Source organism: Kaistia sp. MMO-174, from assembly GCF_037147815.1.
GTDB lineage: Bacteria > Pseudomonadota > Alphaproteobacteria > Rhizobiales > Kaistiaceae > Kaistia > Kaistia nematophila.
The window spans coordinates 466,785-492,729 of record NZ_JBBCUO010000002.1; the positions used below are offsets into that span (position 1 = coordinate 466,785).

The 25,945-nt window shown below is 65.5% G+C and carries 27 protein-coding genes and 1 tRNA gene; 17 read left to right on the plus strand and 11 right to left on the minus strand.

Annotation, left to right across the window (positions count from 1 at the left end):
- The first annotated feature begins 161 nt into the window (after window positions 1–161).
- The gene (locus tag WFK98_RS08125) at window positions 162–1,619 is read left to right on the plus strand and encodes a lipopolysaccharide biosynthesis protein (RefSeq protein WP_336799871.1); all 1,458 of its coding nucleotides are present in this window, start codon (window positions 162–164) and stop codon (window positions 1,617–1,619) included.
- A 185-nt stretch (window positions 1,620–1,804) separates the two neighbouring features.
- Here the strand turns inward: WFK98_RS08125 and WFK98_RS08130 are convergent, their stop codons facing one another.
- Complete coding sequence (locus tag WFK98_RS08130) at window positions 1,805–2,755, minus strand: GDP-L-fucose synthase family protein (protein ID WP_336799872.1); 951 nt, start codon at window positions 2,753–2,755, stop codon at window positions 1,805–1,807.
- On the minus strand, window positions 2,739–3,812 hold the full coding sequence (gmd, locus tag WFK98_RS08135) for a GDP-mannose 4,6-dehydratase (RefSeq protein WP_336799873.1): 1,074 nt from the start codon (window positions 3,810–3,812) through the stop codon (window positions 2,739–2,741). Before gmd ends, WFK98_RS08130 begins: the two co-directional genes overlap by 17 nt.
- A gap of 311 nt (window positions 3,813–4,123) precedes the next feature.
- On the opposite strand from gmd, the gene WFK98_RS08140 reads away from it, so the two are divergent.
- Window positions 4,124–5,347, plus strand: coding sequence for a glycosyltransferase family 4 protein (locus WFK98_RS08140; protein ID WP_336800318.1), 1,224 nt, complete (start codon window positions 4,124–4,126; stop codon window positions 5,345–5,347).
- Here WFK98_RS08140 and WFK98_RS08145 read toward each other — a convergent pair.
- Entirely contained in the window at window positions 5,318–6,442 is a 1,125-nt protein-coding gene (locus tag WFK98_RS08145) for an MraY family glycosyltransferase (protein ID WP_336799874.1), read from the minus strand. The genes WFK98_RS08140 and WFK98_RS08145 overlap by 30 nt on opposite strands.
- Window positions 6,443–6,735: 293 nt before the next feature.
- Here WFK98_RS08145 and WFK98_RS08150 point away from each other — a divergent pair, with 293 nt between their 5' ends.
- Window positions 6,736–6,942: a tautomerase family protein gene (locus WFK98_RS08150; protein WP_266337513.1), complete on the plus strand. Its 207-nt coding sequence runs from the start codon at window positions 6,736–6,738 to the stop codon at window positions 6,940–6,942.
- Here WFK98_RS08150 and WFK98_RS08155 read toward each other — a convergent pair.
- From WFK98_RS08155 to WFK98_RS08165, 3 genes are all read right to left on the minus strand, one after another.
- Window positions 6,939–7,223 carry a hypothetical protein gene (locus tag WFK98_RS08155; protein ID WP_266337514.1) on the minus strand — a complete coding sequence of 95 codons (285 nt, stop codon included), beginning with the start codon at window positions 7,221–7,223 and terminating at the stop codon, window positions 6,939–6,941. The two genes, WFK98_RS08150 and WFK98_RS08155, sit on opposite strands and share 4 nt — an antisense overlap.
- A gap of 161 nt (window positions 7,224–7,384) precedes the next feature.
- Window positions 7,385–8,242 (minus strand): ATP-binding protein, encoded by an 858-nt coding sequence (locus tag WFK98_RS08160; protein WP_336799875.1) that lies wholly within the window; start codon window positions 8,240–8,242, stop codon window positions 7,385–7,387.
- 13 nt (window positions 8,243–8,255) lie between these two features.
- Window positions 8,256–9,188, minus strand: coding sequence for a DMT family transporter (locus WFK98_RS08165; RefSeq protein WP_336799876.1), 933 nt, complete (start codon window positions 9,186–9,188; stop codon window positions 8,256–8,258).
- Between the two features lie 96 nt (window positions 9,189–9,284).
- Between WFK98_RS08165 and WFK98_RS08170 the strand changes: the two genes are divergently transcribed.
- Entirely contained in the window at window positions 9,285–10,058 is a 774-nt protein-coding gene (locus tag WFK98_RS08170) for an AraC family transcriptional regulator (RefSeq protein WP_336799877.1), read from the plus strand.
- 85 nt (window positions 10,059–10,143) lie between these two features.
- On the plus strand, window positions 10,144–10,674 hold the full coding sequence (locus tag WFK98_RS08175) for a dihydrofolate reductase family protein (protein ID WP_266337518.1): 531 nt from the start codon (window positions 10,144–10,146) through the stop codon (window positions 10,672–10,674).
- Here WFK98_RS08175 and WFK98_RS08180 read toward each other — a convergent pair.
- Both WFK98_RS08180 and WFK98_RS08185 read right to left on the minus strand, forming a co-directional pair.
- Complete coding sequence (locus WFK98_RS08180) at window positions 10,659–11,585, minus strand: alpha/beta fold hydrolase (protein WP_336799878.1); 927 nt, start codon at window positions 11,583–11,585, stop codon at window positions 10,659–10,661. The two genes, WFK98_RS08175 and WFK98_RS08180, sit on opposite strands and share 16 nt — an antisense overlap.
- A gap of 138 nt (window positions 11,586–11,723) precedes the next feature.
- Window positions 11,724–12,482, minus strand: a complete 759-nt coding sequence (locus WFK98_RS08185) for a sulfotransferase domain-containing protein (RefSeq protein WP_336799879.1) — start codon at window positions 12,480–12,482, stop codon at window positions 11,724–11,726.
- A 301-nt stretch (window positions 12,483–12,783) separates the two neighbouring features.
- On the opposite strand from WFK98_RS08185, the gene WFK98_RS08190 reads away from it, so the two are divergent.
- Genes WFK98_RS08190 through arsB form a run of 3 tightly spaced genes read left to right on the plus strand, consistent with a single transcriptional unit; the run spans window position 12,784 to window position 14,661 of the window.
- Entirely contained in the window at window positions 12,784–13,161 is a 378-nt protein-coding gene (locus WFK98_RS08190; protein ID WP_266337521.1) for an ArsR/SmtB family transcription factor, read from the plus strand.
- Window positions 13,162–13,170: 9 nt separating this feature from the next.
- Window positions 13,171–13,596, plus strand: a complete 426-nt coding sequence (gene arsC / locus WFK98_RS08195) for an arsenate reductase (glutaredoxin) (protein WP_336799880.1) — start codon at window positions 13,171–13,173, stop codon at window positions 13,594–13,596.
- A gap of 9 nt (window positions 13,597–13,605) precedes the next feature.
- Window positions 13,606–14,661 carry an ACR3 family arsenite efflux transporter gene (gene arsB / locus WFK98_RS08200; protein WP_336799881.1) on the plus strand — a complete coding sequence of 352 codons (1,056 nt, stop codon included), beginning with the start codon at window positions 13,606–13,608 and terminating at the stop codon, window positions 14,659–14,661.
- Between the two features lie 344 nt (window positions 14,662–15,005).
- Here arsB and WFK98_RS08205 read toward each other — a convergent pair whose 3' ends face one another.
- Window positions 15,006–15,428: a MarR family winged helix-turn-helix transcriptional regulator gene (locus WFK98_RS08205; protein WP_336799882.1), complete on the minus strand. Its 423-nt coding sequence runs from the start codon at window positions 15,426–15,428 to the stop codon at window positions 15,006–15,008.
- 87 nt (window positions 15,429–15,515) lie between these two features.
- Here WFK98_RS08205 and WFK98_RS08210 point away from each other — a divergent pair, with 87 nt between their 5' ends.
- From WFK98_RS08210 to WFK98_RS08225, 4 genes are all read left to right on the plus strand, one after another.
- A complete protein-coding gene (locus WFK98_RS08210) occupies window positions 15,516–15,887 on the plus strand; it encodes a VOC family protein (protein WP_336799883.1) in 372 nt (123 codons plus the stop codon).
- A 22-nt stretch (window positions 15,888–15,909) separates the two neighbouring features.
- Window positions 15,910–16,833 (plus strand): SDR family oxidoreductase, encoded by a 924-nt coding sequence (locus WFK98_RS08215; protein WP_336799884.1) that lies wholly within the window; start codon window positions 15,910–15,912, stop codon window positions 16,831–16,833.
- A complete protein-coding gene (locus WFK98_RS08220) occupies window positions 16,830–17,276 on the plus strand; it encodes an EVE domain-containing protein (protein ID WP_336799885.1) in 447 nt (148 codons plus the stop codon). The genes WFK98_RS08215 and WFK98_RS08220 overlap by 4 nt, the downstream gene beginning before the upstream one ends.
- A gap of 110 nt (window positions 17,277–17,386) precedes the next feature.
- On the plus strand, window positions 17,387–17,902 hold the full coding sequence (locus tag WFK98_RS08225; protein WP_336799886.1) for a chloramphenicol phosphotransferase CPT family protein: 516 nt from the start codon (window positions 17,387–17,389) through the stop codon (window positions 17,900–17,902).
- A gap of 172 nt (window positions 17,903–18,074) precedes the next feature.
- On the opposite strand, the gene WFK98_RS08230 is transcribed toward WFK98_RS08225, so the two are convergent.
- Window positions 18,075–18,164, minus strand: a tRNA-Ser gene (locus WFK98_RS08230).
- 310 nt (window positions 18,165–18,474) lie between these two features.
- Between WFK98_RS08230 and WFK98_RS27350 the strand changes: the two genes are divergently transcribed.
- The 5 genes from WFK98_RS27350 (at window position 18,475) to metG (ending at window position 24,500) form a co-directional block, all read left to right on the plus strand.
- Window positions 18,475–19,839: a septal ring lytic transglycosylase RlpA family protein gene (locus WFK98_RS27350; RefSeq protein ID WP_442907388.1), complete on the plus strand. Its 1,365-nt coding sequence runs from the start codon at window positions 18,475–18,477 to the stop codon at window positions 19,837–19,839.
- A gap of 97 nt (window positions 19,840–19,936) precedes the next feature.
- Entirely contained in the window at window positions 19,937–21,127 is a 1,191-nt protein-coding gene (locus WFK98_RS08240; RefSeq protein ID WP_336799887.1) for a D-alanyl-D-alanine carboxypeptidase family protein, read from the plus strand.
- Window positions 21,128–21,138: 11 nt separating this feature from the next.
- Complete coding sequence (tmk, locus tag WFK98_RS08245) at window positions 21,139–21,792, plus strand: dTMP kinase (protein ID WP_266337530.1); 654 nt, start codon at window positions 21,139–21,141, stop codon at window positions 21,790–21,792.
- A 4-nt stretch (window positions 21,793–21,796) separates the two neighbouring features.
- A complete protein-coding gene (locus WFK98_RS08250; RefSeq protein WP_336799888.1) occupies window positions 21,797–22,867 on the plus strand; it encodes a DNA polymerase III subunit delta' in 1,071 nt (356 codons plus the stop codon).
- Window positions 22,868–22,937: 70 nt separating this feature from the next.
- A complete protein-coding gene (metG, locus tag WFK98_RS08255; protein WP_336799889.1) occupies window positions 22,938–24,500 on the plus strand; it encodes a methionine--tRNA ligase in 1,563 nt (520 codons plus the stop codon).
- Between the two features lie 252 nt (window positions 24,501–24,752).
- Here the strand turns inward: metG and WFK98_RS08260 are convergent, their stop codons facing one another.
- Window positions 24,753–25,733 carry a glycosyl transferase family 90 gene (locus tag WFK98_RS08260; RefSeq protein ID WP_266337533.1) on the minus strand — a complete coding sequence of 327 codons (981 nt, stop codon included), beginning with the start codon at window positions 25,731–25,733 and terminating at the stop codon, window positions 24,753–24,755.
- Between the last annotated feature and the right edge of the window lie 212 nt (window positions 25,734–25,945).

Sequence of the window (25,945 nt, forward strand, 5' to 3'; positions counted from 1 at the left end):
AAGGCGTTTGGCCAGGAGCGCTGTGAACGGGGCGATCGCGGCCGGTCTCAGGGTGTAGGGTCGTCGGCCATTCTCGCACCCTTGGGCAAGGGGAGGGCAGCGCAGCGCTCCGCTAGGCTGAGCTCTTGAAGATGGGCCAGTCCGGCCAAGGAGAAGCGCGCATGCGGGACCTGCGGCAGAAAACGATACGCAGCGGCCTTGCCAAGGCGTTGGGGCAGGGCGTCGGCGCGCTGATGCGGCTGGTCTTCATGGTGGTGCTGGCGCGACTGCTCGATCCCGGCGAGTTCGGTCTCGTGGCGATGGCGACAGCGATCACCGGCCTGCTCGGCATGTTCGCTTCGGCGGGCCTCTCCTCTGCAACGGTTCAGGCCCGCTCGATCACGCGACGCCAGGTCTCGACGCTGTTCTGGGTCAACCTGTTGATCGGCGTCGTCTTCGCCATCTTCTGCTGTCTTCTCGCTCCGGTCCTCGTGCGCTTCTATGGCGAGCCGAAGCTCTTCTGGCTGACCATCCTGCTCGCGCCCGGATTTATCTTCAGCGCCGCCGGCGTCCAGCATCTGGCGATCCTGCAGCGCGAGATGCGCTATGCGACGCTCACCATCGTCGAATCCGCGGCGCAACTGCTCGGCCTGATCGCCGGCGTCACGCTCGCGCTCGCCGGGTTCCGCTATTGGGCGCTGGTCGGGGCGGCGATCGTCACGCAGCTCGTCACCGCGTCGGGCCTCTGGGCGGCGACCGGCTGGCTGCCGGGGAGACCCGGCCGCCTGGCCAATATCCTTCCGCTGCTCCGCGTGGGCGGGACGATCACCCTCAACACGCTCGTCACCTATGTCGGCTACAATCTCGAGAAGATCCTGCTCGGCCGCTTCTGGGGCGCCGACGCGCTTGGTAACTACAGTCGCGCCTATCAGCTGATCTCCGTGCCGATCGACAATCTCAATAGCGCCTTTGGCGGCGTCGCCTTCTCGGCTCTGGCGCGGCTGCAGGACGATCCTGTCCGTCTCCGCCACTATTTCGTCCACGGCTACTCGCTGGTCGTTTCTATCACGGTGCCCCTCACCCTCTTCCTGGGCTTCTTCTCCGACCAGATCTTCCTGCTCCTGTTCGGACCGAAATGGCTGGAGGCCGCGGCGATCTTCCGCCTGATGACGCCGACCGTCCTGATCTTCAGCCTGATCAACCCCTTTGGCTGGCTGCTGTTCGCCACCTGCCGGCAGGGACGCAGCCTGCGCACCGCGCTGGTCATCGCGCCGATCGTCATCACCGCCTGCATCATCGGCCTGCCCTATGGACCACGCGGCGTAGCGGCGGCCTATTCCATCGCGATGGCGCTTTGGTTCGTACCCCATCTTGTCTGGTGCGTCAGGGGCACGCCGGTCGGTGTCCGCGACCTGCTGCCCTCGATCGCGCGACCGATCCTCGCAAGCCTCGTCGCCGGTACGCTCGGGATCCTGGTCGATCGCTATACGATGGCCGACAAATCCCCCTTGCTCGAACTGCTGGTGAGCGGCAGTTTCATGCTCGCCGTCTACGGCGTGATGATCTTGTTTGTTCTAGGACAGGGTGGTTTCTATCGCGCACTGTTCCGCGACCTGCGCAAGATTACCGTCCCACTCTGAATAAGGCGGTCTCGCCGGTGCGGTGAGTGACTATGGCTCTTCTTGTTGCGAGAGCGGAGGATCTGCAACAGGATATTGGGCATCAGCTGCCAGGGCGGCGTCTGGCTCCGCTCTGATATCGGCGCAAAAGCAGAGCCCGCCGAGCGAAGTCTCGGCAGGCTCGCCAGGGCGTTAGCGCAGACGCGTTATCCGCCCAGCCAGGCGCGGTAGCTCGCCTCGATGCCGGGGATCAGGCCGATCGACGGTCGCCAGCCAAACGAAGCCATCCGGCTGCTGTCCATCAGTTTGCGCGGGGTCCCGTCCGGCTTGGTCAGGTCGGTTTCGATCGCCCCGGCGTAGCCGACAATGTCTGCGATCAGGGACGCGAGATCGCGGATCGAAATCTCCTCGCCGGAACCGACATTGATGAGTTCCGGGTCCTCATAGCGGCGCAGCAGCAGCACGCAGGCATCCGCGAGATCATCGACATGCAGGAACTCGCGCGTTGGCAGGCCCGTGCCCCAGATCGTCACGCTCGGCGCGCCATCGATCTTCGCCAGATGGAACCTGCGGATCAGCGCGGCGAGCACATGCGAACTCTCGGGATGATAATTGTCGTTCGGGCCATAGAGGTTCGGCGGCACGACAGTGATGAAGCGGCAGCCATGCTCGCGGTGATAGCTCTCGGCCAGCTTCAGGCCGGCGATCTTGGCGATCGCATAGGGCTCGTTGGTCGGCTCGAGCGGACCGGAAAGCAGCACCGTCTCGCGCATCGGCTGGGTGGCCTCGCGCGGATACATGCAGCTGGATCCGAGATAGAGCAGCTTCTCGACGCCGGCGCGCCTTGCGCCCTCGATGATATTGGTGGCGATGGCGAGGTTGTCGTAGATGAATCCGGCCGGGTGGGTCGCATTGGCGATGATGCCGCCGACCCGTGCCGCCGCGACGACGATCGCGTCGGGCCCATTCGCGTCGATCCAGGCCTCCGTCGCCGATTGGCGCCGCAGGTCCAGTTCGTCGCTGGCGACGGTGAGCACGTCGCAGGGCTCGCGCCGGAGCCGACGCACCAGCGCCGAGCCTACCATGCCGCGATGCCCCGCGACCCAGATCCGTTTGCCGGTGAGGTCGAATCGATCGGTGTCAGGCATGACGGTCATTTCGCCCGACCTCTCTCTGGACGGTGCGCAGATCCGATTGCACCATATCGGCGATCAGGTCCTGGAAGGATGCCTTGTGCGTCCAGCCGAGCTGCTGGCGGGCCTTGCTGGGGTCCCCCAGCAGTAGGTCGACCTCGGTCGGCCGGAAATAGCGCGGGTCTATCTCGATCAGCGTTGCGCCGCTGCGCGCGTCGCGCCCCTTTTCGGCGACGCCCTTGCCGCACCAGTCGATATCGCGGCCGATCTCGCCGAAGGCGCGCTCGACGAACTCCCGCACGGTGTGCGTTTCGCCCGTCGCCAATACGAAATCATCCGCCTTCGGCTGCTGCACGATCCGCCACATGCCTTCGACATAGTCGCGGGCGTGGCCCCAGTCGCGCCGGGCGTCGAGATTGCCGAGATGGATTGTCCGCTGCAGGCCATGCGCGATCGCCGCGACGCCGCGCGTGATCTTACGGGTCACGAAGGTTTCGCCGCGCAGCGGGCTCTCATGATTGAACAGGATGCCGTTGGAGGCGTGGATGCCATAGGCCTCGCGGTAGTTGACCGTGATCCAGTAGGCATAGAGCTTGGCAGCGGCATAGGGGCTGCGCGGCGCGAAGGGGGTCGTCTCGCGCTGGGGCGCTTCCAGGCTGCCGCCGAACAGCTCCGACGTCGAAGCCTGATAGAAGCGGCAACGCTCGGCAATCCCGGCAATCCGCATTGCCTCGAGCAGGCGCAGGGCGCCAAGCGCATCCGCGTTGGCCGTGTATTCCGGCGTCTCGAAAGAAACCTGCACATGGCTTTGCGCCCCGAGATTGTAGATCTCGTCGGGCTGGATCTCGTGGATGAGCCGGCAGAGATTGGTGGCGTCCGTCAGTTCGCCATAGTGCAGGTGGAAGCGGAGCGGTTCGGCGCCATGCGGATCCTGGTAGAGATGGTCGATCCGCTGCGTGTTGAAGGACGAGGAGCGGCGCTTGATGCCATGCACCTCATAGCCCTTGTCGAGCAGGAGTTCGGCCAGATACGCCCCGTCCTGGCCGGTTACGCCGACGATCAGTGCCTTCTTCGCACCCATATTGCCGCTCCGTCCGTTTCCGTTTCAGCGACTATACGAAGTGAGCCGGTCGCGGCCGCCCTACCAATCCGGGCTGCGTGAACCATCCACCATCCGCCGAACGGGCGAGGACAGGGCGAGCTGCAGGCCCCCTCCTGACCCTCCGAGCGACATGCCTCGATCCGATGGGGATCCGGCGGCGCGATCCGCCGTCTTGATGCTCGCGATGCCGCGCGAAACGCTGGAGACGTCAATAGCGGAGGCGTCGATCCCGAATGCGCGTCATATTCGTCAATCGCTATTTCCATCCCGATGAATCGGCCACCAGCCGCATGGTCTCCAGCCTCGCGTTCGGATTGGCGCAGACCGGCATCGAGGTTTCGGTCGTCACGGGCCGATACCACCATGACGACCCCGCGACGGTCCTGATGCCGCGCGAGACTGTCGATGGCGTCGAGGTGCACCGGATCGCCACCTCGCATTTCGGCCGACAGCGCCTGGCGGGCCGGGCTTCGGACTATGCGAGCTTCCATGCGGGCGCGGCGACATGGTGCCTGGCGCATCTTCGCCATGGGGACATCGTCATTGCCTGCACGGATCCACCGCTGCTGTCGGTGTCGCTTGCGATGGCCTGCGCGCTGCGGCGGGCGCCACTGGTGAACTGGCTGCACGACATCTTTCCGGAAGTCGCCATCGAACTCGGGATGATCGGCCGGCGAGGGTTGCCGGGCCGGGTCATGTTGGCCGTGCGAGACTGGTCGCTCCGTCGAGCCGTCCTGAACGTCGTGCCCACCGTCGCCATGGCGCGCGGGCTTCGGGGGCGGGGCATCGAGGAGAACATGATCGCCATCGTGCCCTACTGGTCCGAGGAGGACGAGATCCGGCCTGTCGCACCGGCGGGCAATCCCCTCCGGACGGAGTGGGGCCTTCGGGATTGCTTCGTCGTTGGATACTCAGGCAATTTCGGGCGCGCGCATGAATTCGCCACGTTGCTGGACGCGGCCGAACGGCTGCGGGACGCGCCGGACATCCGCTTTCTCTTGATCGGCGGCGGCTTCGGCCGCCAGCGCGTCGAGGACGAGATCCGGCGCCGCAAGCTGGACAATATCCTGTTGCGTCCACTGCAACCAAGGGAAAGACTGGCGGAGAGCCTTTCCGCCGCCGACGTTCATCTGGTGTCGCTGCTTCCGGCGCTGGAGCCCTATGTCGTTCCGAGCAAGCTCTACGGCATTCTGGCCGCGGGTAGGCCGGCCCTGTTCATCGGAGCTGGGGATGGCGAGGTGGCGACTCTGCTGCGGTCCCGGGATCTGGGCCATGCGGTCGCGATCGGCGACAGTGCCGATCTCGCTTCCCGCATAGCCGAACTCGGTCGTCACAGGCCGCTCTGCGAAGCCATGGGCCATCGCGCGCGCGATGTGTTCGAACGTGATCACCTGCGTTCCCGGGGCATCGCGGATTGGCTGGCGTTGCTGCAGGCGCCGGAGGCGCCGACGGTTCGGGCGCCGGCGGGATTTCGGCGCGGCGGGCTACTCTGCCGGCTCGGACGAAATCGCTAGGGCCGTCTGCGGCACGCGCCGCCGCTGACGGTATCCGCAGGACCACGCGAATGCCGTGTGGGCCAGCAGGGGTATGGTGAGGCCGCCCAGCAGCAAGACGGCCGACATCTGCGTGACGATGCCGGCGATGCCGACGGTGCCGAGAAGCGCGGCGATCGCGATCAGCAGCGCTGTCGCCTGCGAGGGCGTTGCTCCGGCGTCCAGCAGCAGATGATGCAGATGCCGACGATCCGCCGCCATCGGACTGCGCCCTGCGAGCGGGCGTCGAACCATCAGGCTCAGCGTGTCGATGAGCGGAATGGCGACCAGCCAGAGCAACGCGGGAAACATCGCCGCGCCGGTCCGATCCGCGATCGGCTTCGTGGACAGCTCCACGACCATCGCCGCCACCGCGCATCCCAGCATCATGCTGCCGGCATCGCCCATGAAGGCGAGGGCGCGCGGCAAGCCGGGGCGGCGGAGATTGAAGACCAGGAATCCCAGCACGACGGAGAGCAGCAGCAGGCTGTCGTCAACGAGCCGGGCGTGACCGGAAAGCGTGCCCGCCAGGGCAAGGCCAGCAAGCGCCACCGCCGCCATGCCGCCCGCCAGCCCATCGAGTCCATCGATCATGTTGAAGGCATTGATGATGCCGACAACGAAGAAAAGCGTGACAGGTACCGCCAGCCATCCGCCCGCCGGCATGAGTCCGGGCAGGTCCAGCATGCCGCCATGGGGGGCAGGCGCCGCCACTGCCAGCAACATGCCGGCCACCGCCAGCTGAAGCGCGAGCTTCACCGCCGCTCCCAACTCCCACCGGTCGTCCGCGATGCCGATCGCGACCAGTACACCCAACACCCCGATCAGCGGCCAGGAGCTGGAGCCCAGTGTCGAGGCTTGCGGGACGACTGAAGGGAAGCGCTCGCGCACCGCCGTCGCCGCGAGCAGGGCGACGAACATGGCGATCCCCCCACATACGGGGACGCGTCCCTGATGCCGCTTGCGGGCGGTCGGCGCATCGACCAGTCCGAACCACGGAGCGAGCCGGCAAAACAGGGCGACCAGCGTCGCGGAAAGCAGGAAGGCAAACGCAAACGGAATGCTGCCGATCGACATGGGCGTGGACCCTCATCGTGCTGCGCGTATCTGGGGCGCGGGATGAAGCCGGAGGGCCGGAGGCCTCGGCTCGAGCACGATAGGGCGCGGGTAGCCGAACCTTCGATTCAGCCATGTCGACGGCATCGACCGCCATAGGACGTAGGCGGTGCCTGACGCTACCGCATTCGATCAGGTCTTTGTCGTCGCGTACTGGCGCCGGACGCGGAAGGATTGCAGACTGCGTGCAGCCGGACGTGGCGCATCCAACGACGCCGCGCCGCCTGGCAATGTCGCCGCCAAGGGAGGGTGGAATGCCGTTCGTCAATATCCGCATCGTCAAGGAAGTCATCGCCAGCGATCCCGCCGGCAAGAAGGCCGCGATCGCCGCCAAGGTGACCGAGGCCATCAAGGAGGCCACGGGCCTCGGCGACAGCGACGTCTGGGTCGTCTTCGAGGAGGTGCAGGCGCGGGACTGGTATCTCGGCCCGACGAATGTCGAGACGCTGCGCGGGCGCTAGCGCGCTTTAGGCTTCTTTGCCGCCGATGGATCGACCTTCGATCCGTCGGCCTTGCGCTTTCCGTCCGCTTTTTCGCGCGCAATGCGCTCGCGCCGCTCGGCCCGCCGGGCGGCGATTTCCTCGGGGCTGCTGACCTTCACCGGCGGCAGCCCGGCCGCCGCCTCGATCATGGCGAGATCGACACCCTCGGCGAGCAGGGCAGCCTTGAATTCGTCGGAACGGCTCAGGACCGGCTCCCTGGGATTGGGCCGCGAACCATCGAGAACGCGGGCCTTTGGCAACGCTGCGGCCAGATTCCGGCGCGCGAACCGGCGCCGAAAGCTGGTCCGCAGCTGTAGGCGGCGGCCTATATCCGGTCAAGAGACTGGCGGGAGAAACCCGTTGATCCCAAAGGCGGTTGGGTGCCTCGATGCCGGCCAGACTGGGACGGGCGCCGCGTCGATCACACACCGATCGGATCGGGAAGACTCTGGATGAATTGCCAGGCGGCCCGGCCCGAACGGCTGCCGCGCTGCATCGCCCAATGGAGCGCATCGCGTTTCAGATCCTCGGCGGCGAAGGGCAGGCCGTAGTGGTCGGCATAGGCCAGCACCATTTCGAGGTAGCCCTCCTGATCCTGGTTATGGAAGCCGAGGCGCAGGCCGAAGCGATCCGACAACGAGACCTTCTCCTCGACCGCCTCGCCGGGATGGATGGCCGTCGCCTGCTCGTTCTCGATCATGTCGCGAGCCAGGAGATGTCGCCGGTTCGATGTCGCGTAGAAGAGGACGTTTTGCGGCCGCCCGGCCAGGCTGCCGTCGAGCACCGCTTTCAGCGACTTGTAGGCGGCGTCTCCGGCATCGAAAGAGAGGTCGTCGCAAAGCACGATGAACCGACGGCTCGGTGCGCTTTCCAGCAGTGTCAGCAGGTCGGGCAGGCTGGCGAGATCCTCGCGCTGGATCTCGACCAGCGCGAGGGCATTCCGATCCGCTATCTCGCCGCAGACTGTGGCATGCACCGCCTTGACCAGCGAAGATTTTCCCGTGCCGCGCGCGCCCCACAACAGTGCATTGTTGGCCCGGCGTCCGCGCATAAAGCGGCGCGTATTGTCGAGGAGCGCCTCGCGCTGCGGCTCGATGCCCTTGAGCAATTCGAGATCGACCCGGGTGATCCGGCGTATGGGTTTCAGCCGGCCGTCCTGGCCGAGCCAGAGATAGCCTTCGACGAAGGTCTCGAGGCCGGACGCGGCGACAGGCGGCGCCAGCCGCTCCAGCGCTTCGGCGATTCGGCGCAGGAGGTCGAGATGTTGCTGATCGGTCATGCCGATCTCCTCTTCAGTGAACGGTCTTGGGAAGAGTTGCCGGCGCGATGCGGAGCGGCCGGCGGAAGATCTCGGCGCAGGCGACCCCGGCCAGGGCGGCGCCGCCGCCGATGATGTGGTGGAGGCGCACCGGTTCACCGAGCATCAGGATCGCGCCGAGCGCCGTCATCACCGGCAACAGGTTCATGAACGCGGCACACCGGCTCGGCCCCAGGATCTGCACGCCGCGGATCCAGAGGAATGGCAGCACGACGGAAGCGAGGCCTCCCGCATAGGCGATCAGCGGCAAGGTCTCGCGGTTCAGCGCCCGCAGCGGCGCCGGGGTCGCCAGGAACGCCGGGAACATGATGACCAGCGCGCAGAGGGCCTGCATGTAGGTCGATTGCCAGCCGGTGACCGGCAGATTCCAGCGCTTCAGCAGGACGCCGTAGAGCGCGTAGACGAGCGCGGCGGCGAACATTAGCGGATCGCCGAGATGGAGGCCGTCGCGAAGCAGCGCGGCCGGCGAGCCGCCGCTCACCAGATAGATCAGCCCCAGCAGCGACAGCAGGCCGCCACCGACCATGCCGATCGTTGGCGTGTCCTTCAGCAGGACGGCGCTGAGGGCGACGGTCAGAAGCGGCGTCAGCGCCGTGAACACGGCCATGTTGGTCGCCGTCGTCGTTTCGGCGGCGAGATAGGACAGGCTCTGGAACAGGCACATCGCCAGAAAGCCAAGGATCGCGAACTGGCCGAGATGCGGCCAGATGGCGGCCTTGTTTCGCCAGGCGGGAAGCGCGACGAAGCCGCTCATCAGGAGCACAGCGAATAGAAGGCGATAGAAGGTGATCGCCTCCGGCCCGATCGTGTGGGCCGACATACGCGAGACGATGACATTGCCCGACCAGAGCGCGACGGCCGAGAACGGATAGAGAAACGCTGTTCTGCTGTAGGGGGAGCTTTTCATGCGGCGAACCGGGTGCGGTGGAACTGTCTGGCCACGCTAACGGTTCACCGATGGTTCGTATCGCGCTATGCTGACATGAACTGTCGAGTTTGGGACATGCCGCACGACCTCACCGCCCGCCATCTGGACTATCACGATACCGACCGCGCCATGGCCGCGATGGAGGTCAACTATCCGGACGGCACCTCGACCGGTCTGCACGCCCATCCGCGCGGCCAGTTGCTGCATGCGATTGCCGGCGTGATGATCGTGCGCTCGCCGAGCGGATCGTGGGTGGTGCCGCCAAGCCGGGCTCTCTGGCTGGAGCGCGGCCTGGAGCACGAGGTCCGCATGATCGGCGAGGTCAAGATCCGCACCGTCTTCATCGATGATGGCGTTGTGCCGAACCTTCCCGAGCGCACCTGCGTCGTCGAGGTGTCGCCTTTGCTGCGCGAACTGATCGTGGCGGCGGCGAGGATCCCGCTCGACTACCCGGCCGGCGGCCGTGACGAACGCCTGCTGCAACTGCTCGTCGACGAATTGCGGGTGTCGCGCGTGCTGCCGCTGCATTTGCCGCTGCCGCGCGACCCGAGGCTGGCGCGGGTTTGCCGGACGATGATGGATGATCCGGCCGATACGGCAACGGCCGACGAATGGGCGCGCCGGCTGGGGGTGAGCGCGAAGACGATCCACCGCCTGTTCACCCGCGAAACCGGCATGAGCTTCGCGCAATGGCGACAGCAAGCGCGCCTGCTGCAGGCCTTGAGCCTGATCGCCCAGGGCAGGCGAATGATCGATGTCGCGCTCGATTGCGGCTATGCCAGCCAGAGCGCCTTCGCCGCCATGTTCCGCCGGCATTTCGGCATCGCACCTTCGGCCTTCTACCGCTGACCGGCAAGGCGGCGCGGTTGGCGGCTCTATGCTTCTGCCGGTGGCTGGTTCAGGCTATCCTCGCCCGAGGACGGAGGGTTGCAGCATGGCGAAGTTCGTCTTTGGAATGAACCAGTCGCTCGACGGCTATGTCGACCACATGGCGTTTGCGCCCGGCCCGACGCTGTTCCGTCATTTCATCGAGCAGGCGCAGGGCCAGGTGGGCAGCATCTACGGTCGCCGGCTCTACGAGGTCATGCGCTACTGGGACGAGGCCCATCCCGAATGGGACGCGGCGGAACGCGATTTCGCCGCCGCGTGGCGGGCCCAGCCAAAATGGGTCGTGTCGCGCTCGCTACGATCCGTTGGCCCCAACGCAACCCTGGTCGCCGAAAACGTCGAGGCGACGCTGCACCGCTTGAAGATTGAGCTCGACGGGGAAATACAGGTCGGCGGGCCGGATCTCGCCCACAGCCTGGGCCAGATTGGTCTGATCGACGCTTATCGCCTCTACCTCCACCCCGTCGTGGTCGGCGGCGGCAAGCCGCTGTTCGCCGGCCCCCGGCCGCGGCTCCGCCTCGTGGCGAACGAGGCGGTCGGCGACGGCGTGATCCGGCTGACCTACGTGCCAGCCTGAACTCCCTTGTCAGGAAAGCTCTGGGCCCGCCGGGCGACGCCGTCGATCGCCCTCGCGACCGCCCGGTAGAGCTCCGGCGGTAGGTCATGCCCCATGCCATCGATGGGCATGTAGGCCGCGTTCGGGATCGAGGCCGCCGTATCCGCGCCGCAGGCGAGCGGGATCAACGGATCCTCGACGCCATGGATGACGAGCGTTGGCGCCGTGATCGTCGCCAGTCGCTCGCGCCGATCGCCCGCGACCGCCATGGCCGCAATTTGCCGCGCCGCGCCGTTGGGCGCATAGCCCCGCCGGACTTCTTCCGTCAGCAGTCCGCGCTGGGCCGCCTCGTCGAAAGGATAGCCGCGACCGGCGATATGGCGCGCAAAGGCGATGCGCTGCGCGAGAAAGCCCTCCGGATCGGCCGCCGGATCGGGCGACGGGCGCATCATCATCGCCAAGGTCTCGGGCGTTGCCTGCGGAAGCGCCGGGTTGCCGGTACTCGACATGATCGAGGTGAGGGAGAGCACCCGGGAAGGTTGCTCGCTCGCCATGACCTGCGCGATCATGCCACCCATGGATCGTCCCACGACGTGTGCCCGCTCGATGCCGAGGCTGTCCAGCAGGGCGATGGCGTCGGCCGCCATGTCGTCGAGCGTATAGGGCACATCCGGTCGTTGCCCGGCCATCAGTTCCGCCGCCAGCCTGCCGAAGTCCGGAGGCGCATAGGCATCGAAATGGGTCGAGCCGCCCGTGTCGCGATTGTCGAAACGGATGACGCGATAGCCGAGGCATGTCAGTTCCGAGCAGAACGGCTCCATCCAGCGGATCCGTTGCGTTCCGAGGCCCGCGACCAGCAGGATCGGCACGTCAGCGGATTCGCCGAAGCTGTCCCAGGCGAGTTCGATTCCATTGGCTGTGGCGGTGTTCATCTGGCTCTTTCCCGATCCTGCGGCGGCGTGCTCGGCGTCTGTGTTTGCCACGTTATACCCGGGTATAATTATTCGATCAATATTACCCGGGTTAATTTTGGAGGCTTTGGAAACGAGGAAGGATGGGAGGCGGGCAGGCTAAATCGACCAGTCCAGCGGACGACCAACGAGACGGTCGACCCGATCCGTCAGACCTTCGAATAACGAGTCCATCAACGCTGCGCTCTCCGGGGCGAAGCGGTCATAGGCCGGCGCGACATTGACGAAGGGGATGTCGTCGCCGAACCCGGCCGAGTCGATCTCCAGAAAGTCGCCGATCGAGCCCAGAATCCGCCTCGGATTCTGCTGGAGTTCGGCGAGGCTCATTACCAGGAAGCGTTCGCGCGGATAAAGGTCGAGGTAGCGCTTCAGCTGTCCGTCATAAAGGGACGAGCGCATATACATGAAATTCCAGAAATATTGCCGGCAGGTGGCGTGGAAATCCCGGGAAGCGAAGCGCTCGGCCTCCAGTTCCAGCGCCTCGTGAAAGCTCTCCACCAACTCCTGCGAGCGGCCGTCGGCATGCGGCGCCCGGCGCATGTGTTGGTAGAGCGAGTGCGCGCGGGCTTGCGGTTGCCGCAGTATGAGGAGGAACTTCGCGTCCGGGAACAAACTGGCGAGAAGAGGGGCTGTCTCCGGATTCGAGAAATAGACATGCGAGGCATCGACGCGATATTTCCGGTCGGAGGCAAAGAGCCCGAAATAAGTGACGGGATTGCTCACCACCTGGAAGTGGCTGCAGAAGAAGCTGGGCTCCTTGATCTCGCTGACCTTGATGTCGGGGTGCCGTTCCAGAAGGTGATAGAGCGAGGTCGTGCCGCACTTGCCGGCGCCAAGGATAAAGAGGTTTGGCGTCATCGTGATCGACCTCGATGTCTGGGTCGACCGGTATGGCTCTGGCTAGGCACACGGACTGACCGATAGCGGTGCCACCTTGGTATGCGCGAATACCGCCGTCCCGCAAGTCTTGCATCCGACGCAATTGGAGCAGTGGCCTGAACGGCTTCCGGCGGTCGAGATGTACCGGCGACCCAGCCACCTGCCTAGTTGTCCCGTGGCTTCTACACAGCGCGCTCGCCCTGGCAGCCGAGGGGGGCTGGCAATCCGGTCGGGTTTGCGAGATTAATATATCAACGATTCTTGAGATATTGAGATTACTATGAACGAGCAGCGAGCCCTCGACGCCTTTGCAGCGCTCTCACAGGAGACGCGGTTGCGAATTGTACGTCTCCTCGTGTCAGCCGGGCCCGAAGGGCTGTCGGCGGGCGCCATCGGCGAGGCGATGGACGGAGCATCCTCATCGCGCATGTCCTTTCACCTCGGCCATCTCGAGCAAGCCGGCCTCGCCGTATCCCGGCGCGAAGGGCGCTCGATCATCTACAGCGCCGCCTATCCCGCGCTTTCGGCCCTCGTCGAATTCCTCATGCGCGATTGCTGCCAGGGTCATCCCGACGTCTGCAATCCGGCGGTCGCCGCGTTATCGGCCTGCTGCCAGCCCGGTCAGGGCGCTCCCCGTTCCCCAAACCGCTCCCTGTGAGGCAAGTCGATGGACGTCATCATCTACCACAATCCGGACTGCGGCACCTCGCGCAACACCCTGGCGATGATCCGCAACGCGGGCGTCGAGCCGCATGTCATCGAATATCTGCAGACGCCGCCATCCCGCGCGCTCCTGATTCAGCTTGTCGCGCGGATGGGGATCCCCGTCCGCGCGCTGCTGCGCGAGAAGGGCACCCCTTATGCGGAGTTCGGCCTGGCCGATCCGGCGCTCACCGACGAGCAGCTTGTCGACGCGATGATGGCGCATCCGATCCTGATCAACCGGCCGATCGTCGTCAGCCCGAAAGGCGTCAGGCTCTGCCGTCCGTCGGAAGCCGTCCTCGACCTGCTGCCGCCCCAGCAAGGCGAGTTCATCAAGGAAGACGGCGAGCGCGTCATCGACGCCGAAGGTCGCCGCGTAGCGACGGCATGAGGGCGGCGCATGTCCACGTTTGAACGCTATCTCACGATCTGGGTCGCTCTCTGCATCTTGGCCGGTATCGCTCTCGGCCACGTCATGCCGGGCTTCTTTCATGCCATCGGCGCGATCGAGATCGCCAACGTCAATCTTCCCGTCGCGGCGCTCATCTGGCTGATGATCATACCGATGCTGCTTCGGATCGACTTCGCGGCGCTCGGCGAAGTCGGCCGCCACTGGCGCGGCATCGGCGTGACCCTGTTCGTCAACTGGGCGGTCAAGCCGTTCTCCATGGCGCTGCTTGGGTGGCTGTTCATCGGCTGGCTGTTCCGGCCTCTTCTGCCGGCGGACCAGATCGACAGCTATATTGCCGGCCTCATCATCCTGGCGGCGGCACCCTGTACGGCGATGGTCTTTGTCTGGTCGAACCTGACGCGGGGAGAGCCGCATTTCACCCTGAGCCAGGTTGCGCTCAACGACGCCATCATGGTGCTGGCCTTCGCGCCGATCGTCGGCCTGCTGCTCGGCCTCTCGGCCATCACCGTGCCCTGGGGAACGCTCGCTCTCTCGGTGGCGCTCTATATCGTGATGCCGGTCGTCCTCGCCCAGGTCGTTCGCCGCCGCCTGCTGGCGTCCGGTGGCCAGGCCGCGCTCGACCGGCTTCTGGCGCGGCTGGGACCTGCCTCGCTCAGCGCCCTGCTGGCGACTCTGGTGTTGCTTTTCGGCTTCCTGGGCGAGCAGATCATCGCGCAGCCTATGGTGATCGCGCTGCTCGCCGTGCCGATCCTGATCCAGGTCTATTTCAACGCCGGGCTCGCCTATCTGCTGAACCGCGTCGCCGGCGAACGCCATTGCGTGGCCGGGCCGTCCGCGCTGATCGGGGCTTCCAACTTCTTCGAGCTCGCCGTGGCGGCCGCGATAAGCCTGTTCGGCTTCCGGTCCGGCGCGGCGCTCGCGACCGTCGTCGGGGTGCTGATCGAAGTGCCGGTCATGCTCTCCGTCGTCTGGATCGTGAACCGCTCCCGCAACTGGTACGAGCGCGGCCGCAGGGTGGCGAGCGTCGTGGAGACGAATTCCTGATACTGCCGAACCTTCCCAACGTCGACGCGGACTGCGTCGACGTGCCGGACATCGACCGCCTGAGCCCGGCGTCTCCGACCCTCGCGCCACGATTCTGACGCTCGAGGCCGAGCGGCTGCCCCGACATTTCGGAACGGAAGCCCGCATCTTCGACCTGCATGGCCTTCCCCTGCCGGATGGGGTGGGCGGCTGATCATCCCAAGGCGGGCGACCTCCGCGACCTGGCGCTCTGGTCCGGGGGCAGGTCTGAACCGGCCCGGAGCGGCATGGCGCCCTGCGGCCAGGTTCAAGGATGTCGCCAAGGCGGCGTCCGTCCTCCTGCTCACCAATCGCGAAAGCCGCCGCTATCGGAGGGCATTTGCCAGCCGCATCAGCATGGTTGCGACAAGCTCAGGATCGAGCGGCGCCGCGGCATCGACGAGGCGCCTCTCGGCATCGGCAACGATTGCAGAGGCCGCCTCCAGAGCCTGATCCCCCGTAGGCGTCAACTCGGTCTTCTGAACGCGGCCGTGCTCCGGATGGGGCGTGCGCCTGATGAAACCCGACTTCTCGAGCGTGACGAGAATAGCCTGCATCGTCTGCGGCGTGACGAGGGCCTGGCGCGCAAGCGCGGCGTTGGATGCTCCAGGTTCGACCTTCAAGTAGGCGAGCACCGCGTATTGCGGCGTGGTCAGGCCGATCTGTCGCAGCTCCGCATCCATGCGCGTCCGGAGCGCCTGCTGGGCCTGCTTCAGCGCGAAGCCGATCGTCGCATAGGGGTCGTCCATCAGCAAACTCGCATTGACATATCAGGGCCCTTATACAATATAAGCCCACTGATATTATCAAATCCGGCAATCAAAGGAAGCCCCGTCATGCCGCATCTGATCGGACCCGATTTCATTGGCATTCAAGTCGAAGACATTGAAGTCGCGCGCACCTTCTACACCGGTGTTGTCGGGCTCCAGCCTGCGCGAACGAGCCCGCCGGGAGCGGTCGTGTTCGACACCAAGCCGGTTCCTTTCGCCGTCCGCACACCGGTTGTGAACCTGCGGGCGACCGACAAGCTGGGTTGGGGAATTGCCATCTGGTTCGGCTGCGACGATGCCGACGCGCTCCACGACCACCTCGTCAATCAAGGCGTCGAAATCGAGTTCGCCCCGAAAGACGGGCCGTTCGGCCGCTACTTCGCGTTCCGCGATCCCTTCGGCTACTCCATCACGGCCCATACTGTCGTGAAGTCCTGAATTGACGACCGAGGAAAACGACATGAAAAATGCCGATGCGCCCCGGCTGTTCATCACCGGCTCGACGGGCGAGCTAGGCCGCCTCGTTGTCAGCGAGCTTCTCAAGAGAGTTCCGGCGAGCAGCATCGTTGCGGGCGTTCGGTCCGTCGACCATGACGTTGCCAGGCAGATCGCCGCAGAGGGGATCGAACTCCGTATCGCTGATTATTCGCGGCCCGACACCCTCCTGACGGCGTTCACGGGCATCGACAGGCTGTTGCTGATATCGTCGAGCGCGGATCACGACCGCGTCGGCCAGCACCGGAATGTCATTGAGGCCGCGAAGGCCTCGGACGTCCGCTTGTTCGCCTATACGAGCCTGCTTCACGCCGACACGTCGGTGCTCGGGCTCGGCGAAGATCACCGACGGACCGAGGCGCTCCTGAAGGCGTCCGGCCTTCCGGTCGTGCTGCTGCGGCACGGGTGGTACATGGAGAACCACATGGCATCGGTGTCCCCGGCGCTTCGGTACGGGGCAGTGATCGGCAGTGCGGGCGAAGGTCGGTTCTCGACCGCCACCCGCGCCGACTTTGCCGAGGCGGCGGCCGTCGTTCTCTCGACCGAGAATCAGGCGGGTCGCATCTACGAGCTGGCGGGCGATCAGAGCTACAGCCTTGCCGATCTTGCCGACGCGATCGCAACGTCGGCCGGCAAGCCCATCGCCTATAAGGATATGCCCGGCGCTGCCTTCAAGAATGCACTTGTCGGCATGGGTCTCCCCGAGAGCACGGCCGAACTCATCGCGGACTCCGATGTCGCGGCTTCCAAGGGGGCGTTGGAGGACAATGATCGTCAACTCAGCGCACTGATCGACCGCCCGACGGCGAGTTATCGACAGGTGGTTGAACAGACGGTCCGTGGCCTCGCGCAGCCTCACCCAACCGGCTCCGGAAGGATCTGCTCATGACGTTCTGGATGGGTGTCGCATCGGCGCAGCACGCGCGCGGAGGCCGTGACGGCGGCTTTGCCCAACTTGGGCATGGCAAGCACATCGCCGTGAAGTCTCTCAAGAAAGGCGACTGGATCGTCTATTACTCTCCGCGCGAAGGCATGGGTGAAGGCGTACCGGTGCAGGCATTCACGACAATCGGTCGTGTCACCTCGGACGAGCCGTACCGCTTCGAACAAGCGATGGACTTCAATCCATATCGCGTCGATGTGGACTACCTGAAAAACGCCAGGGCGGCCCCGATCAAACCGCTTCTCGGCGCTTTGCGGCTCACACGCGATCACGGTGCCAATTGGGGCATTGTGATGCGCGGCCCGAAGCGGGCGCTTCACGAAGAAGACGTGCTTCGAATCGTCGAGGCGATGAACGTTCTGGCGGAATTCGAGGCTTGCCGAGCCTGACGTCGCCCATATAGCCCTCCTGAATTGAGGCATGAGCGAGCGGCTGCAATAGGATGGTTTACGGACCGACTGATTTTGGAAGAGAATGTCGCCAAAATGGAAGAACACCTATGTCATCCAATCAAATTATCATTTTGAACGGCACTTCCAGCGCTGGAAAGTCTACTCTCGCAAAAGCCTTGCGCGCATCGATCACAGATCCGTTCTGCTATTACGCTTCGGATCAACTCGCTGATGCCGGGTTCAGAGCTAACAAGCATTTTGTGCATTCTGACGAGCGCGCGAGATTCTTTGATGGCTTCCACCGGTCGATTGCTGCGTTCGCAGAAGCAGGCAATAACCTACTTGTGGAGCACATTGTCGAGGAAGCCGCCTGGTGGACCCAGTTGCAAGCTATCCTCGCCCCCTATGATGTTTTCTGGGTAGGTGTTCATGCGCCATTGGCCGAAATAGAGAGGCGCGAGAAAGAGCGAGGCAACCGTCAAATCGGCGAAGCACGCTACCACCTTAAGACACATCACTATTGCAGATATGACCTCGAGGTGGACACCACATTGCCACTGGAGACAGTAATAACCAATATTTTGGACAGTTGGAGATGCCGCCCGGCATTGCGCGAGCGATAGTTGCTATCGGAGTTTCGATATCCCATCTTCAACGGCTGAAATGAGGTCGGAAGCTGACGCCTGATATTCAAGATTTATCGGGCTGTAGCGTAGAATCGGCGGGTTTGCATGCCGACTGGTGGCGTGCAGTGATCGGCGGCAATATCGGGTCACAGAGGGAAATCGGCGGGGTTGGCGGACGGGGTGGGATTCGAACCCACGGAGGGCTTGCACCCTCGGCGGTTTTCAAGACCGCTGCCTTAAACCACTCGGCCACCCGTCCGGGCCGGGGATCAATGCGGAACCCGGCCGCCGATTGCAAGCGGAACCTGCCATCGAGATGTGGATGATGCCCGGCGCGCCGCGGCCTGGAGAGAATTGCTTAACCTTCTTGCGCGCGCCGCTGCCGCACCCCGCAATTGACGCAATTTGGCCACGGTTGATTAACCAGCCGGAAAGGCGAAACCGGCTGAATGCGCTCGTATGTCTTGACTGGAATCTCGTGCCCACGCGCGCCGGTCTGGACCCGAAAGGCGTCGGCAACGGTCGGTCCAATCGACAAGGACCACAGTTGCTGCTATCGGATAGGTGAGATGGGGATTTCCAAGAAATACATTCTGGGTCTTTTGGGCCCGGATGCACCGCAGGGCAGGGTGATGCTGAAGGCTGCGACCGCCGTCGCCGCTGCCGCTCTCCTGGCTTCCTGCGCCACGGCCCCCTCCAAGCCGACCAAGCGCAGCAAGGAATACTTCTCCGAGAAGGAATATGGCGTCAAAGCCAGCCCGCGCGTGGTCGAATACGGCCAGCCCGTGCCGCAGGGCGGCGGGCGTTACATGGTCGGCAAGGCCTATACGGTGAAGGGCCGCGTCTACAAGCCGTTCGAGAACAAGCGCTACACCGCCGTCGGCTACGCCTCCTGGTACGGCTCCGCCTTCCATGGGCGCTATACCGCGAATGGCGAGGTCTATGACATGGACGGCTTCTCCGCCGCTCATCCGACCATGCCGCTGCCAAGCTACGCGCGCGTCACCAATCTGCGCAACGGCCGCTCGATCACCGTTCGCGTCAACGATCGCGGCCCCTATGCCAGCGACCGCGTGATGGACCTGTCGTCTCGCACGGCCGAAGTGCTCGACATGAAGCATCACGGCACCGCCAAGGTGAAGGTCGAATATATCGGCCCGGCCCGCATGGAAGGCCACGACCAGGCCATGCTGCTGGCGTCCTATCGCGGCCCAGGCAGCAGCGTTTCCGGCGACACCATGCTGGCGATGGCGCCCAAGCCGGCGCTGCGCGCGCCGAGCGCCGATCCGACCATCGTCATGGCGGCGCTGGCTCCGGTCCCGCGCGCCCGTCCCGATTACTATGGCGGCACGGCTTTCGATCCGGCCGTCGCCTATTACGAGGCCCAGCCCGCGCCCCGCGTCGTCGCGGAAGCTGCGCCGGCTCCGGTCCCGGCCGGCAGCAATTACGGCGAGCGCAGCCTCGGCACCTATACGGTCAGCAGCCCGGTCGGCTATTCGGATGCCGAGCCGGTTCCGGCGTCGTGGTCGTCGGATGATTATGCGCCGCCGGTCCCGCGTTCGGCCCGTTCCTCCTATGCGGCCGATGCAACAGTCTCGCCGGCGCAGTTGGCGGCTGCCGAGATGGCGTCCGGCGCACGAAGCCAGGACAAGCTTCAGGCAGCACTCGACGCGGCCGTGCAGCGCGCCGCTGCGGATCGCGGCGCCGATGCGCCGGTGATCCAGCTCGGCGTCTTCTCGAACACGTCCAACGCCGAGGCCTTGGCCGGTCGTTTCGCCGATCTCGGCCGCGTCACGGCGACCAGCATCTCGGTCGGTGGCAAGACGATGCAATCGGTTCGCCTCGTCGTCGCCGATCGCACCTTGAATGGCGAGGAAGCCGTCCGCTCGGTACGGTCGGCGGGTCTTCCCGGCGCCTACCTGGTCACCCGCTGACCAGGTTCGGCATTGATCGCGAGGCGTCGGGCCTGTTAACCAGAAGAGGGCGGCCGCCGGCCGCCTTCCTTGTGGTTTTGGCGCCCGGCGTTTCGTGATGTCTCTTCACCGGCCCTCGCTGCGCTTTCTCCTCGTGCCGGCCATTCTGATGGCCCTGGTCGCGGTTCTTTTGCCGCGTACTGCGTTTGCCGCCCCGTATGAGGGCAAGGCGACGAGCGCGCTGCTTGTGGACGTCGATTCCGGCACCATCCTCTACAGCAAGGAGCCGGACGCGCCGTTCCAGCCGGCCGCCATGGCGAAGATGATGACGATGGCCGTGGTGTTTGACGCCATCCACGCCGGCAAGATCCATCTCGAGGATAGCTTTCCCGTCAGCGAATACGCCTGGCGGACCGGTGGCGCGCCATCGGGCAGCGCCACCATGTTCGCCAAGCTGAATTCGTCGATCGCGGTCTCCGACCTGCTGCGCGGCGCGATCGTGCAGGCGGGCAATGACGCCTGCATCATCCTGGCGGAGGGGATCGCCGGCTCGGAAGGCAGTTTCGTCGACATGATGAACCGCAAGGCCAAGGAAATCGGCCTGACCGGTTCGCAATTCACCAATGTCTCCGGACTGCCGGATCCCGAACAGAAGGTGACGGCGCGGGATCTCTACAAGATCGCCGACTACCTGATCCGCACCTATCCGGACCTCTACAAGATCTATTCCGAGCCCGATTTCACCTGGAACAAGATCTACCAGCGCAACCGCAATCCGCTGCTCGCTGCCGGCCTCGGCGCAGATGGCCTGTCGACCGGCTTCACCAAGGAATCGGGCTATGGCCTGACGGCGTCGGCGGTTCGCGACGGCCATCGCATGATCGTCGTCGTCAGCGGGCTGGCCTCCGACAAGGAGCGGGCAGAGGAGGCGCGCAAGCTGCTCGACTGGGGCAATGCCGCCTTTGAGAGGCTGCGCTTCTTCGACCGCGGCGAAGCGGTCGGCGATGCGCGGGTCTATGGCGGCGCCACGGGCTCCGTCGGGCTCGCCACGCGCGAGCCGCTCGACATTCTGTTGATGCGTGGCAACCGCGACCGCATTCGCGCCCGGATCGTCTATACGGGCCCCTTGCTTGCGCCCGTCCAGCAGGGCACAGAGGTCGGCGTTGTCCGGGTCTGGGTCGGCGACGCCCAGATCCTCGAGAAGCCCCTGTACACGACCGCCGCGGTCGCCAAGGGGTCGATGGATCAGCGCGCCCTCGATGCCGTCCAGCAACTGCTGATCGGGTGGCTGCCACAATGGAAGTTATGACGCGGGAAGTTATGACGCGCTTGCCGGGTCGGTTCATCACATTCGAGGGCGGGGAGGGGTCGGGAAAATCCACCCAGATCCGTCGCCTGGCCGAGCGCCTGCGCGATACGGGGCATTCGGTCGTGCTGACGCGCGAGCCGGGCGGCACCGAGCTCGCCGAGCAGATCCGCGCCTTCATCCTGTCCGGCGCGGCCGAGCCGCTCGGACCCGAGGCCGAGACGATGCTGTTCGCCGCGGCGCGGGCCGATCATGTCGACCGGCTGATCCGTCCCGCGCTCGAACGCGGCGACTGGGTGCTGTGCGACCGCTTCATCGATTCGACCCGCGCCTATCAGGGCTCCGACGGCGTCGATGCGGGATTGCTCGACAGCCTCGAGAAGATCGCCATCGGCGGCCTGCGGCCCGACCTGACGCTGGTGCTCGACCTGCCGGTCGAGATCGGCCTCGAGCGCGCGGCGCGGCGGCGGAGCGGCGAGGAAGGCCCGCCGGACCGCTTCGAGAAGGAGACGGTGGAGCGGCACGAGCGCCGGCGCGCGTTGTTCCTGGCGATTGCCGCCGTCGAGCCGGATCGCTGCCTCGTCATCGACGCCAACCAGACCCAGGACGCCGTCGCCGAGGCCATCTGGCAGGGCGTCCGGCAGCGAATCCAAGAAAGCGTGAGCTAGTCGCATGGCTGTCCCGGACATGACGCGCCCCGATGCCATCGAGGGCTGGCCCCTGCCGGAAGAGCAGATGGAGTGGCATGGCGACCCCGCCGTCGAGCGGCTGATGGTCGAGGCCTATCGCGGCGGGCGCATGCACCATGCCTGGATGATCGGCGGGCCGCGCGGCATCGGCAAGGCGACGCTCGCCTATCGTTTCGCCCGCTTCGCGCTGACCTATCCCGACCCCGCGCGGGCGCCGGATGCCGCCACGCTCGCCGTGCCGGCGGGTTCGCCCGCGGCCGCCAAGATCGCCGCGCGTTCGCATCCCAACATCCTGACCCTGTCGCGCCCCTGGGACGAGCAGGGCAAGCGCTTCAAGGCCAGCCTGACGATCGACGAGATCCGGCGCACGATCCCGTTCTTCGGCTCGACGGCGGGCGAGGCGGGCTGGCGGATCGCCATCGTCGACTCGGCCGACGACATGAACCCCAACGCCGCCAACGCGCTGCTGAAGATCCTGGAGGAGCCGCCGAAGCGCTCGCTCTTCCTGGTGATCTCGCATGCGCCGGGCCGGCTGCTGCCGACCATCCGCTCGCGCTGCCGTCGGCTCGACCTGCCGCTCCTGACGGTGCCGGCGATCGAGACGGCGCTGCAGGCGCATTCCGACGCCGAGGCCGACATCAGGCGTTTCGCCGCCGAGGCCGGGCAGGGGAGCCTGCGCCGCGCCATCGGCTTCCTGGACGAGGACGCGGCGGCGATCGGGCGCGCCTTCTCGCGGGTCGTGGCGCGCTTTCCGCAGTTGGACGGGCAGGCGGCCCATGCCCTTGGCGACCTGGTCGCCCAGCGCGGCGCCGACGAGGCTTTCGCCAATTTCGTCGATCTCGTCTTCGCCTGGCTGAACCGGCGCGCCCGCGCGCTGCCGGAGCCTGACGGCTCTCCGATACCCGAAAGCGTTGCGGCGACGCCGCTTGCGACTTGGGCGGAGGTGTGGGAAAAGCTGCGACAGTCTTCGGCCGAGGTCGAGGCGCTCAATCTCGACCGCAAACAGTTTGTGCTCACGACCATGAACATCCTCGCTCGCGCGACCCGAATGTGAAGCTGTCGAACGGCCGGCCCCAAGCTGGCGCACAGACTATTGGTTGCGTTGAAAGAAAAGCGAGACAGCGGTGACAGCGCCGAAATTCTACATCACGACAGCGATTTCCTATCCGAACGGTGTTCCGCATATCGGCCATGCCTACGAGATGCTGGCGACCGATACGCTCGCCCGTTTCAAGCGGCTGGACGGCTACGACGTCTTCTTCCTGACGGGAACGGACGAGCACGGCATCAAGATGGTGCAGACGGCGGCGCGCGACGGCATCACGGCCCGCGAGTTGGCCGATCGCAACGTGCCGCGCTTCCAGGCCATGGCCGAGGCGCTGAACTGCTCCAATGACGACTTCATCCGGACCACCGAGCCGCGCCATTACCGCGCCTCGGAAGAGATCTGGCGTCGCATGGAAGCCAATGGCGACATCTACAAGGATGCCTATGCCGGCTGGTATTCGGTGCGCGACGAGGCCTATTACGCCGAGTCGGAGACCGAGGTTCGGGCCGATGGGCTGCGCTACGGACCGCAGGGAACCGTCGTCGACTGGGTCGAGGAGGAGAGCTATTTCTTCCGCCTCTCCGCCTACGAGGATCGGCTGCTCGCGCATTACGAGGCCAATCGCGATTTCATCGGCCCCGACGAGCGCCGCAACGAGGTGGTCAGCTTCGTCAAGGGCGGGCTGAAGGATCTTTCGATCTCGCGCACGACCTTCGACTGGGGCATCCCGGTTCCCGGCGACCCGAAGCACGTGATGTATGTCTGGGTCGACGCCCTGACCAACTACATCACGGCGGTCGGCTTTCCGGACGACAAGAGCGAGTCCTTCGAGCGCTACTGGCCGGCCGACGTGCATGTCATCGGCAAGGACATCGTGCGCTTCCACTCGGTCTATTGGCCGGCGTTCCTGTTCTCGGCCGGCCTGCAGCCGCCCAAGCGCGTCTTCGCGCACGGGTTCCTGTTCAACCGCGGCGAGAAGATGTCGAAGTCGCTCGGCAACGTCATCGATCCGTTCGCGCTGATCGAGCACTACGGCGTCGATCCGGTCCGCTTCTTCTTCCTGCGCGAGGTTCCCTTCGGCCAGGACGGCAACTACAGCCACGAGGCGATCATCAACCGGATCAACGCGGATCTCGCGAACGATCTCGGCAACCTCGCGCAGCGCTCGCTGTCGATGATCGGCAAGAACCTTGGCGGCGTCGTTCCGCAGCCGGGTTCCTTCACGCCCGCGGACGAAGAAATTCTCGCCGCCGCCGATGGCCTGCTGCCGATCTGCCGCGCCGCCATGGACGGGCAGCAGATCCATCAGGCGCTGAACGCGGTCTGGGGCGTCGTCGCCGAGGCGAACCGCTATTTCGCCAACCAGGCGCCGTGGCAGCTGCGCAAGACCGATCCGGACCGCGCCGCGACCGTGCTCTACGTCACGGCCGAGGTGATCCGCCAGATCGCCATCCTGTCGCAGCCGGCCATGCCGGGTTCGTCCGCGAAGCTGCTCGACCTGCTGGCGATCCCGGAAGCCGGCCGCAGTTTCCCATCTCTGGGGGCCGCCGGTCGGCTCGCGCCCGGTTCGACCCTGCCCACCCCGGCCGGCGTGTTCCCGCGCTATGTCGAGGCGGAAGAGGCCGAAAAGTCGGCGTAAGAACATTCCCGGGCCGAGCCACAGGGTTCAGCCCGGATCTTCCTTCCGGAATCGGCCTCCAACCCCACCACATTCAAGGAAGACCCTCACCCGACCCTCTCCCGCAAGCGGGCGAGGGCTTTTGGGCTGGAGTGGTTGCAATGTCGGAGCCGCTCTTCTCGAAGGACTGGGTGCGGCGCGCCCCCTCTACCGCTTGCGGGAGAGGGTTGGGGTGAGGGGCTTTCTTCTTTCCAGCCGGTCCCTTTGCCAGACCTAACCCGGCGCCAGGCGGTCGTTGATCCGCTGCACGGTGGCGATGGTTTCCGATTCACGCGTGCGCCGCAGGGCGAAGTCCTGTCCTGCCGCCGCGATCTCGCGGCAGGCCTGGTCGTGCGCCCGGCACCACTCGACCTTCTCGACGATATCGGACAGATCCGCCGCGACCGGTATGTAGTGCGTCCACGGCACGAACTCGTCGTAGAACCATTGCCGGAAGCCGGAAGGCGACGCGACTTTCAGCACGCAGCAGCCGAGCAGCATCCGCGTATAGAGATTGCCCCAGCTGTTGGTCGGGCCATCGATGTCGAGCGCGAACTTGACGTCGATCCAGCGCGCCGGAGGCACGTAGCTACCGAGGATGCCGTGCGCCTCCATCGCCTGCCGCGCCGGATGCGCGGCGCGGTCGCGCTCGGGCACGATCAGGCGCACATCGACGTCGTCGAGCCCCCTGAGCGCCAGGCAGAGCCGCACGCGCTGCTTCAGGTTGGGATCGTCGATGTCCATCGCTTCGGTCGTGGTGTCGCCATGGCCGGAAATGGCGCCCCGCCAGAGCAGCATGTCGCTGCGCGCCGCCCACTGGCCCGGCCGGTTCTCGGCCAGCCGGCGGAAGGCCTGGTAGATCTCGGGCTTCATGAAGCCGGGATCGGGCACCAGCAGCGATTGGGGCTCGTCGGAGCAATAGGCCAGTTCGTTGGCGATGTTGCCGCCGCCGTCCGAAATGTTCGCTGTCGCCGACGTCACGCCAGGCGCCGTGCGGGCCATGATGTGGATCAGGGGCGGCAGTCGCCGCCAGACCATCTCGAACTGGTGCGGGTCGCGCGCCATCAGATCGAGGTCGAGCGAGACATGCAGCTGCGTCCCGATCCGTTCGAAGTCGATCTGGTAGCGATGGCGGGCGGTCTCGGCGGACTGCGTCAGCACCAGCGACGAGGGAGCACCCTGCATGGCTGGCAGGCGGGCGGCCAGCTTGCGCACGAGGGCCTCTTCCTTGAGGCGCCTTGGAAGGATCGCATAGAAAGTGCGTTGGCTGAGTTGCAAGTACGAATCCCCGGCCGCCTGCGGTCACTTGCGGCACTGTAGTGGTGCGATCTCGCCACTGTCCACAATGGTCGACAGCGTGGCTGTTAGCCGCTACTGACTGCGCACGAAGCACCCCATATTGCGGCCATGACACCATCCATGACGCA

What these genes read in the sequence shown, in the direction of transcription:
- WFK98_RS08125 (WP_336799871.1), top strand. Translation starts at nt 162, where the DNA reads ATGCGGGACCTGCGGCAGAAAACGATACGCAGCGGCCTTGCCAAGGCG.
- WFK98_RS08130 (WP_336799872.1), bottom strand. Translation starts at nt 2,755, where the DNA reads ATGACCGTCATGCCTGACACCGATCGATTCGACCTCACCGGCAAACGG.
- gmd (WP_336799873.1), bottom strand. Translation starts at nt 3,812, where the DNA reads ATGGGTGCGAAGAAGGCACTGATCGTCGGCGTAACCGGCCAGGACGGG.
- WFK98_RS08140 (WP_336800318.1), top strand. Translation starts at nt 4,124, where the DNA reads ATGGTCTCCAGCCTCGCGTTCGGATTGGCGCAGACCGGCATCGAGGTT.
- WFK98_RS08145 (WP_336799874.1), bottom strand. Translation starts at nt 6,442, where the DNA reads ATGTCGATCGGCAGCATTCCGTTTGCGTTTGCCTTCCTGCTTTCCGCG.
- WFK98_RS08150 (WP_266337513.1), top strand. Translation starts at nt 6,736, where the DNA reads ATGCCGTTCGTCAATATCCGCATCGTCAAGGAAGTCATCGCCAGCGAT.
- WFK98_RS08160 (WP_336799875.1), bottom strand. Translation starts at nt 8,242, where the DNA reads ATGACCGATCAGCAACATCTCGACCTCCTGCGCCGAATCGCCGAAGCG.
- WFK98_RS08165 (WP_336799876.1), bottom strand. Translation starts at nt 9,188, where the DNA reads ATGAAAAGCTCCCCCTACAGCAGAACAGCGTTTCTCTATCCGTTCTCG.
- WFK98_RS08170 (WP_336799877.1), top strand. Translation starts at nt 9,285, where the DNA reads ATGCCGCACGACCTCACCGCCCGCCATCTGGACTATCACGATACCGAC.
- WFK98_RS08175 (WP_266337518.1), top strand. Translation starts at nt 10,144, where the DNA reads ATGGCGAAGTTCGTCTTTGGAATGAACCAGTCGCTCGACGGCTATGTC.
- WFK98_RS08180 (WP_336799878.1), bottom strand. Translation starts at nt 11,585, where the DNA reads ATGAACACCGCCACAGCCAATGGAATCGAACTCGCCTGGGACAGCTTC.
- WFK98_RS08185 (WP_336799879.1), bottom strand. Translation starts at nt 12,482, where the DNA reads ATGACGCCAAACCTCTTTATCCTTGGCGCCGGCAAGTGCGGCACGACC.
- WFK98_RS08190 (WP_266337521.1), top strand. Translation starts at nt 12,784, where the DNA reads ATGAACGAGCAGCGAGCCCTCGACGCCTTTGCAGCGCTCTCACAGGAG.
- arsC (WP_336799880.1), top strand. Translation starts at nt 13,171, where the DNA reads ATGGACGTCATCATCTACCACAATCCGGACTGCGGCACCTCGCGCAAC.
- arsB (WP_336799881.1), top strand. Translation starts at nt 13,606, where the DNA reads ATGTCCACGTTTGAACGCTATCTCACGATCTGGGTCGCTCTCTGCATC.
- WFK98_RS08205 (WP_336799882.1), bottom strand. Translation starts at nt 15,428, where the DNA reads ATGGACGACCCCTATGCGACGATCGGCTTCGCGCTGAAGCAGGCCCAG.
- WFK98_RS08210 (WP_336799883.1), top strand. Translation starts at nt 15,516, where the DNA reads ATGCCGCATCTGATCGGACCCGATTTCATTGGCATTCAAGTCGAAGAC.
- WFK98_RS08215 (WP_336799884.1), top strand. Translation starts at nt 15,910, where the DNA reads ATGAAAAATGCCGATGCGCCCCGGCTGTTCATCACCGGCTCGACGGGC.
- WFK98_RS08220 (WP_336799885.1), top strand. Translation starts at nt 16,830, where the DNA reads ATGACGTTCTGGATGGGTGTCGCATCGGCGCAGCACGCGCGCGGAGGC.
- WFK98_RS08225 (WP_336799886.1), top strand. Translation starts at nt 17,387, where the DNA reads ATGTCATCCAATCAAATTATCATTTTGAACGGCACTTCCAGCGCTGGA.
- WFK98_RS27350 (WP_442907388.1), top strand. Translation starts at nt 18,475, where the DNA reads ATGGGGATTTCCAAGAAATACATTCTGGGTCTTTTGGGCCCGGATGCA.
- WFK98_RS08240 (WP_336799887.1), top strand. Translation starts at nt 19,937, where the DNA reads ATGTCTCTTCACCGGCCCTCGCTGCGCTTTCTCCTCGTGCCGGCCATT.
- tmk (WP_266337530.1), top strand. Translation starts at nt 21,139, where the DNA reads ATGACGCGCTTGCCGGGTCGGTTCATCACATTCGAGGGCGGGGAGGGG.
- WFK98_RS08250 (WP_336799888.1), top strand. Translation starts at nt 21,797, where the DNA reads ATGGCTGTCCCGGACATGACGCGCCCCGATGCCATCGAGGGCTGGCCC.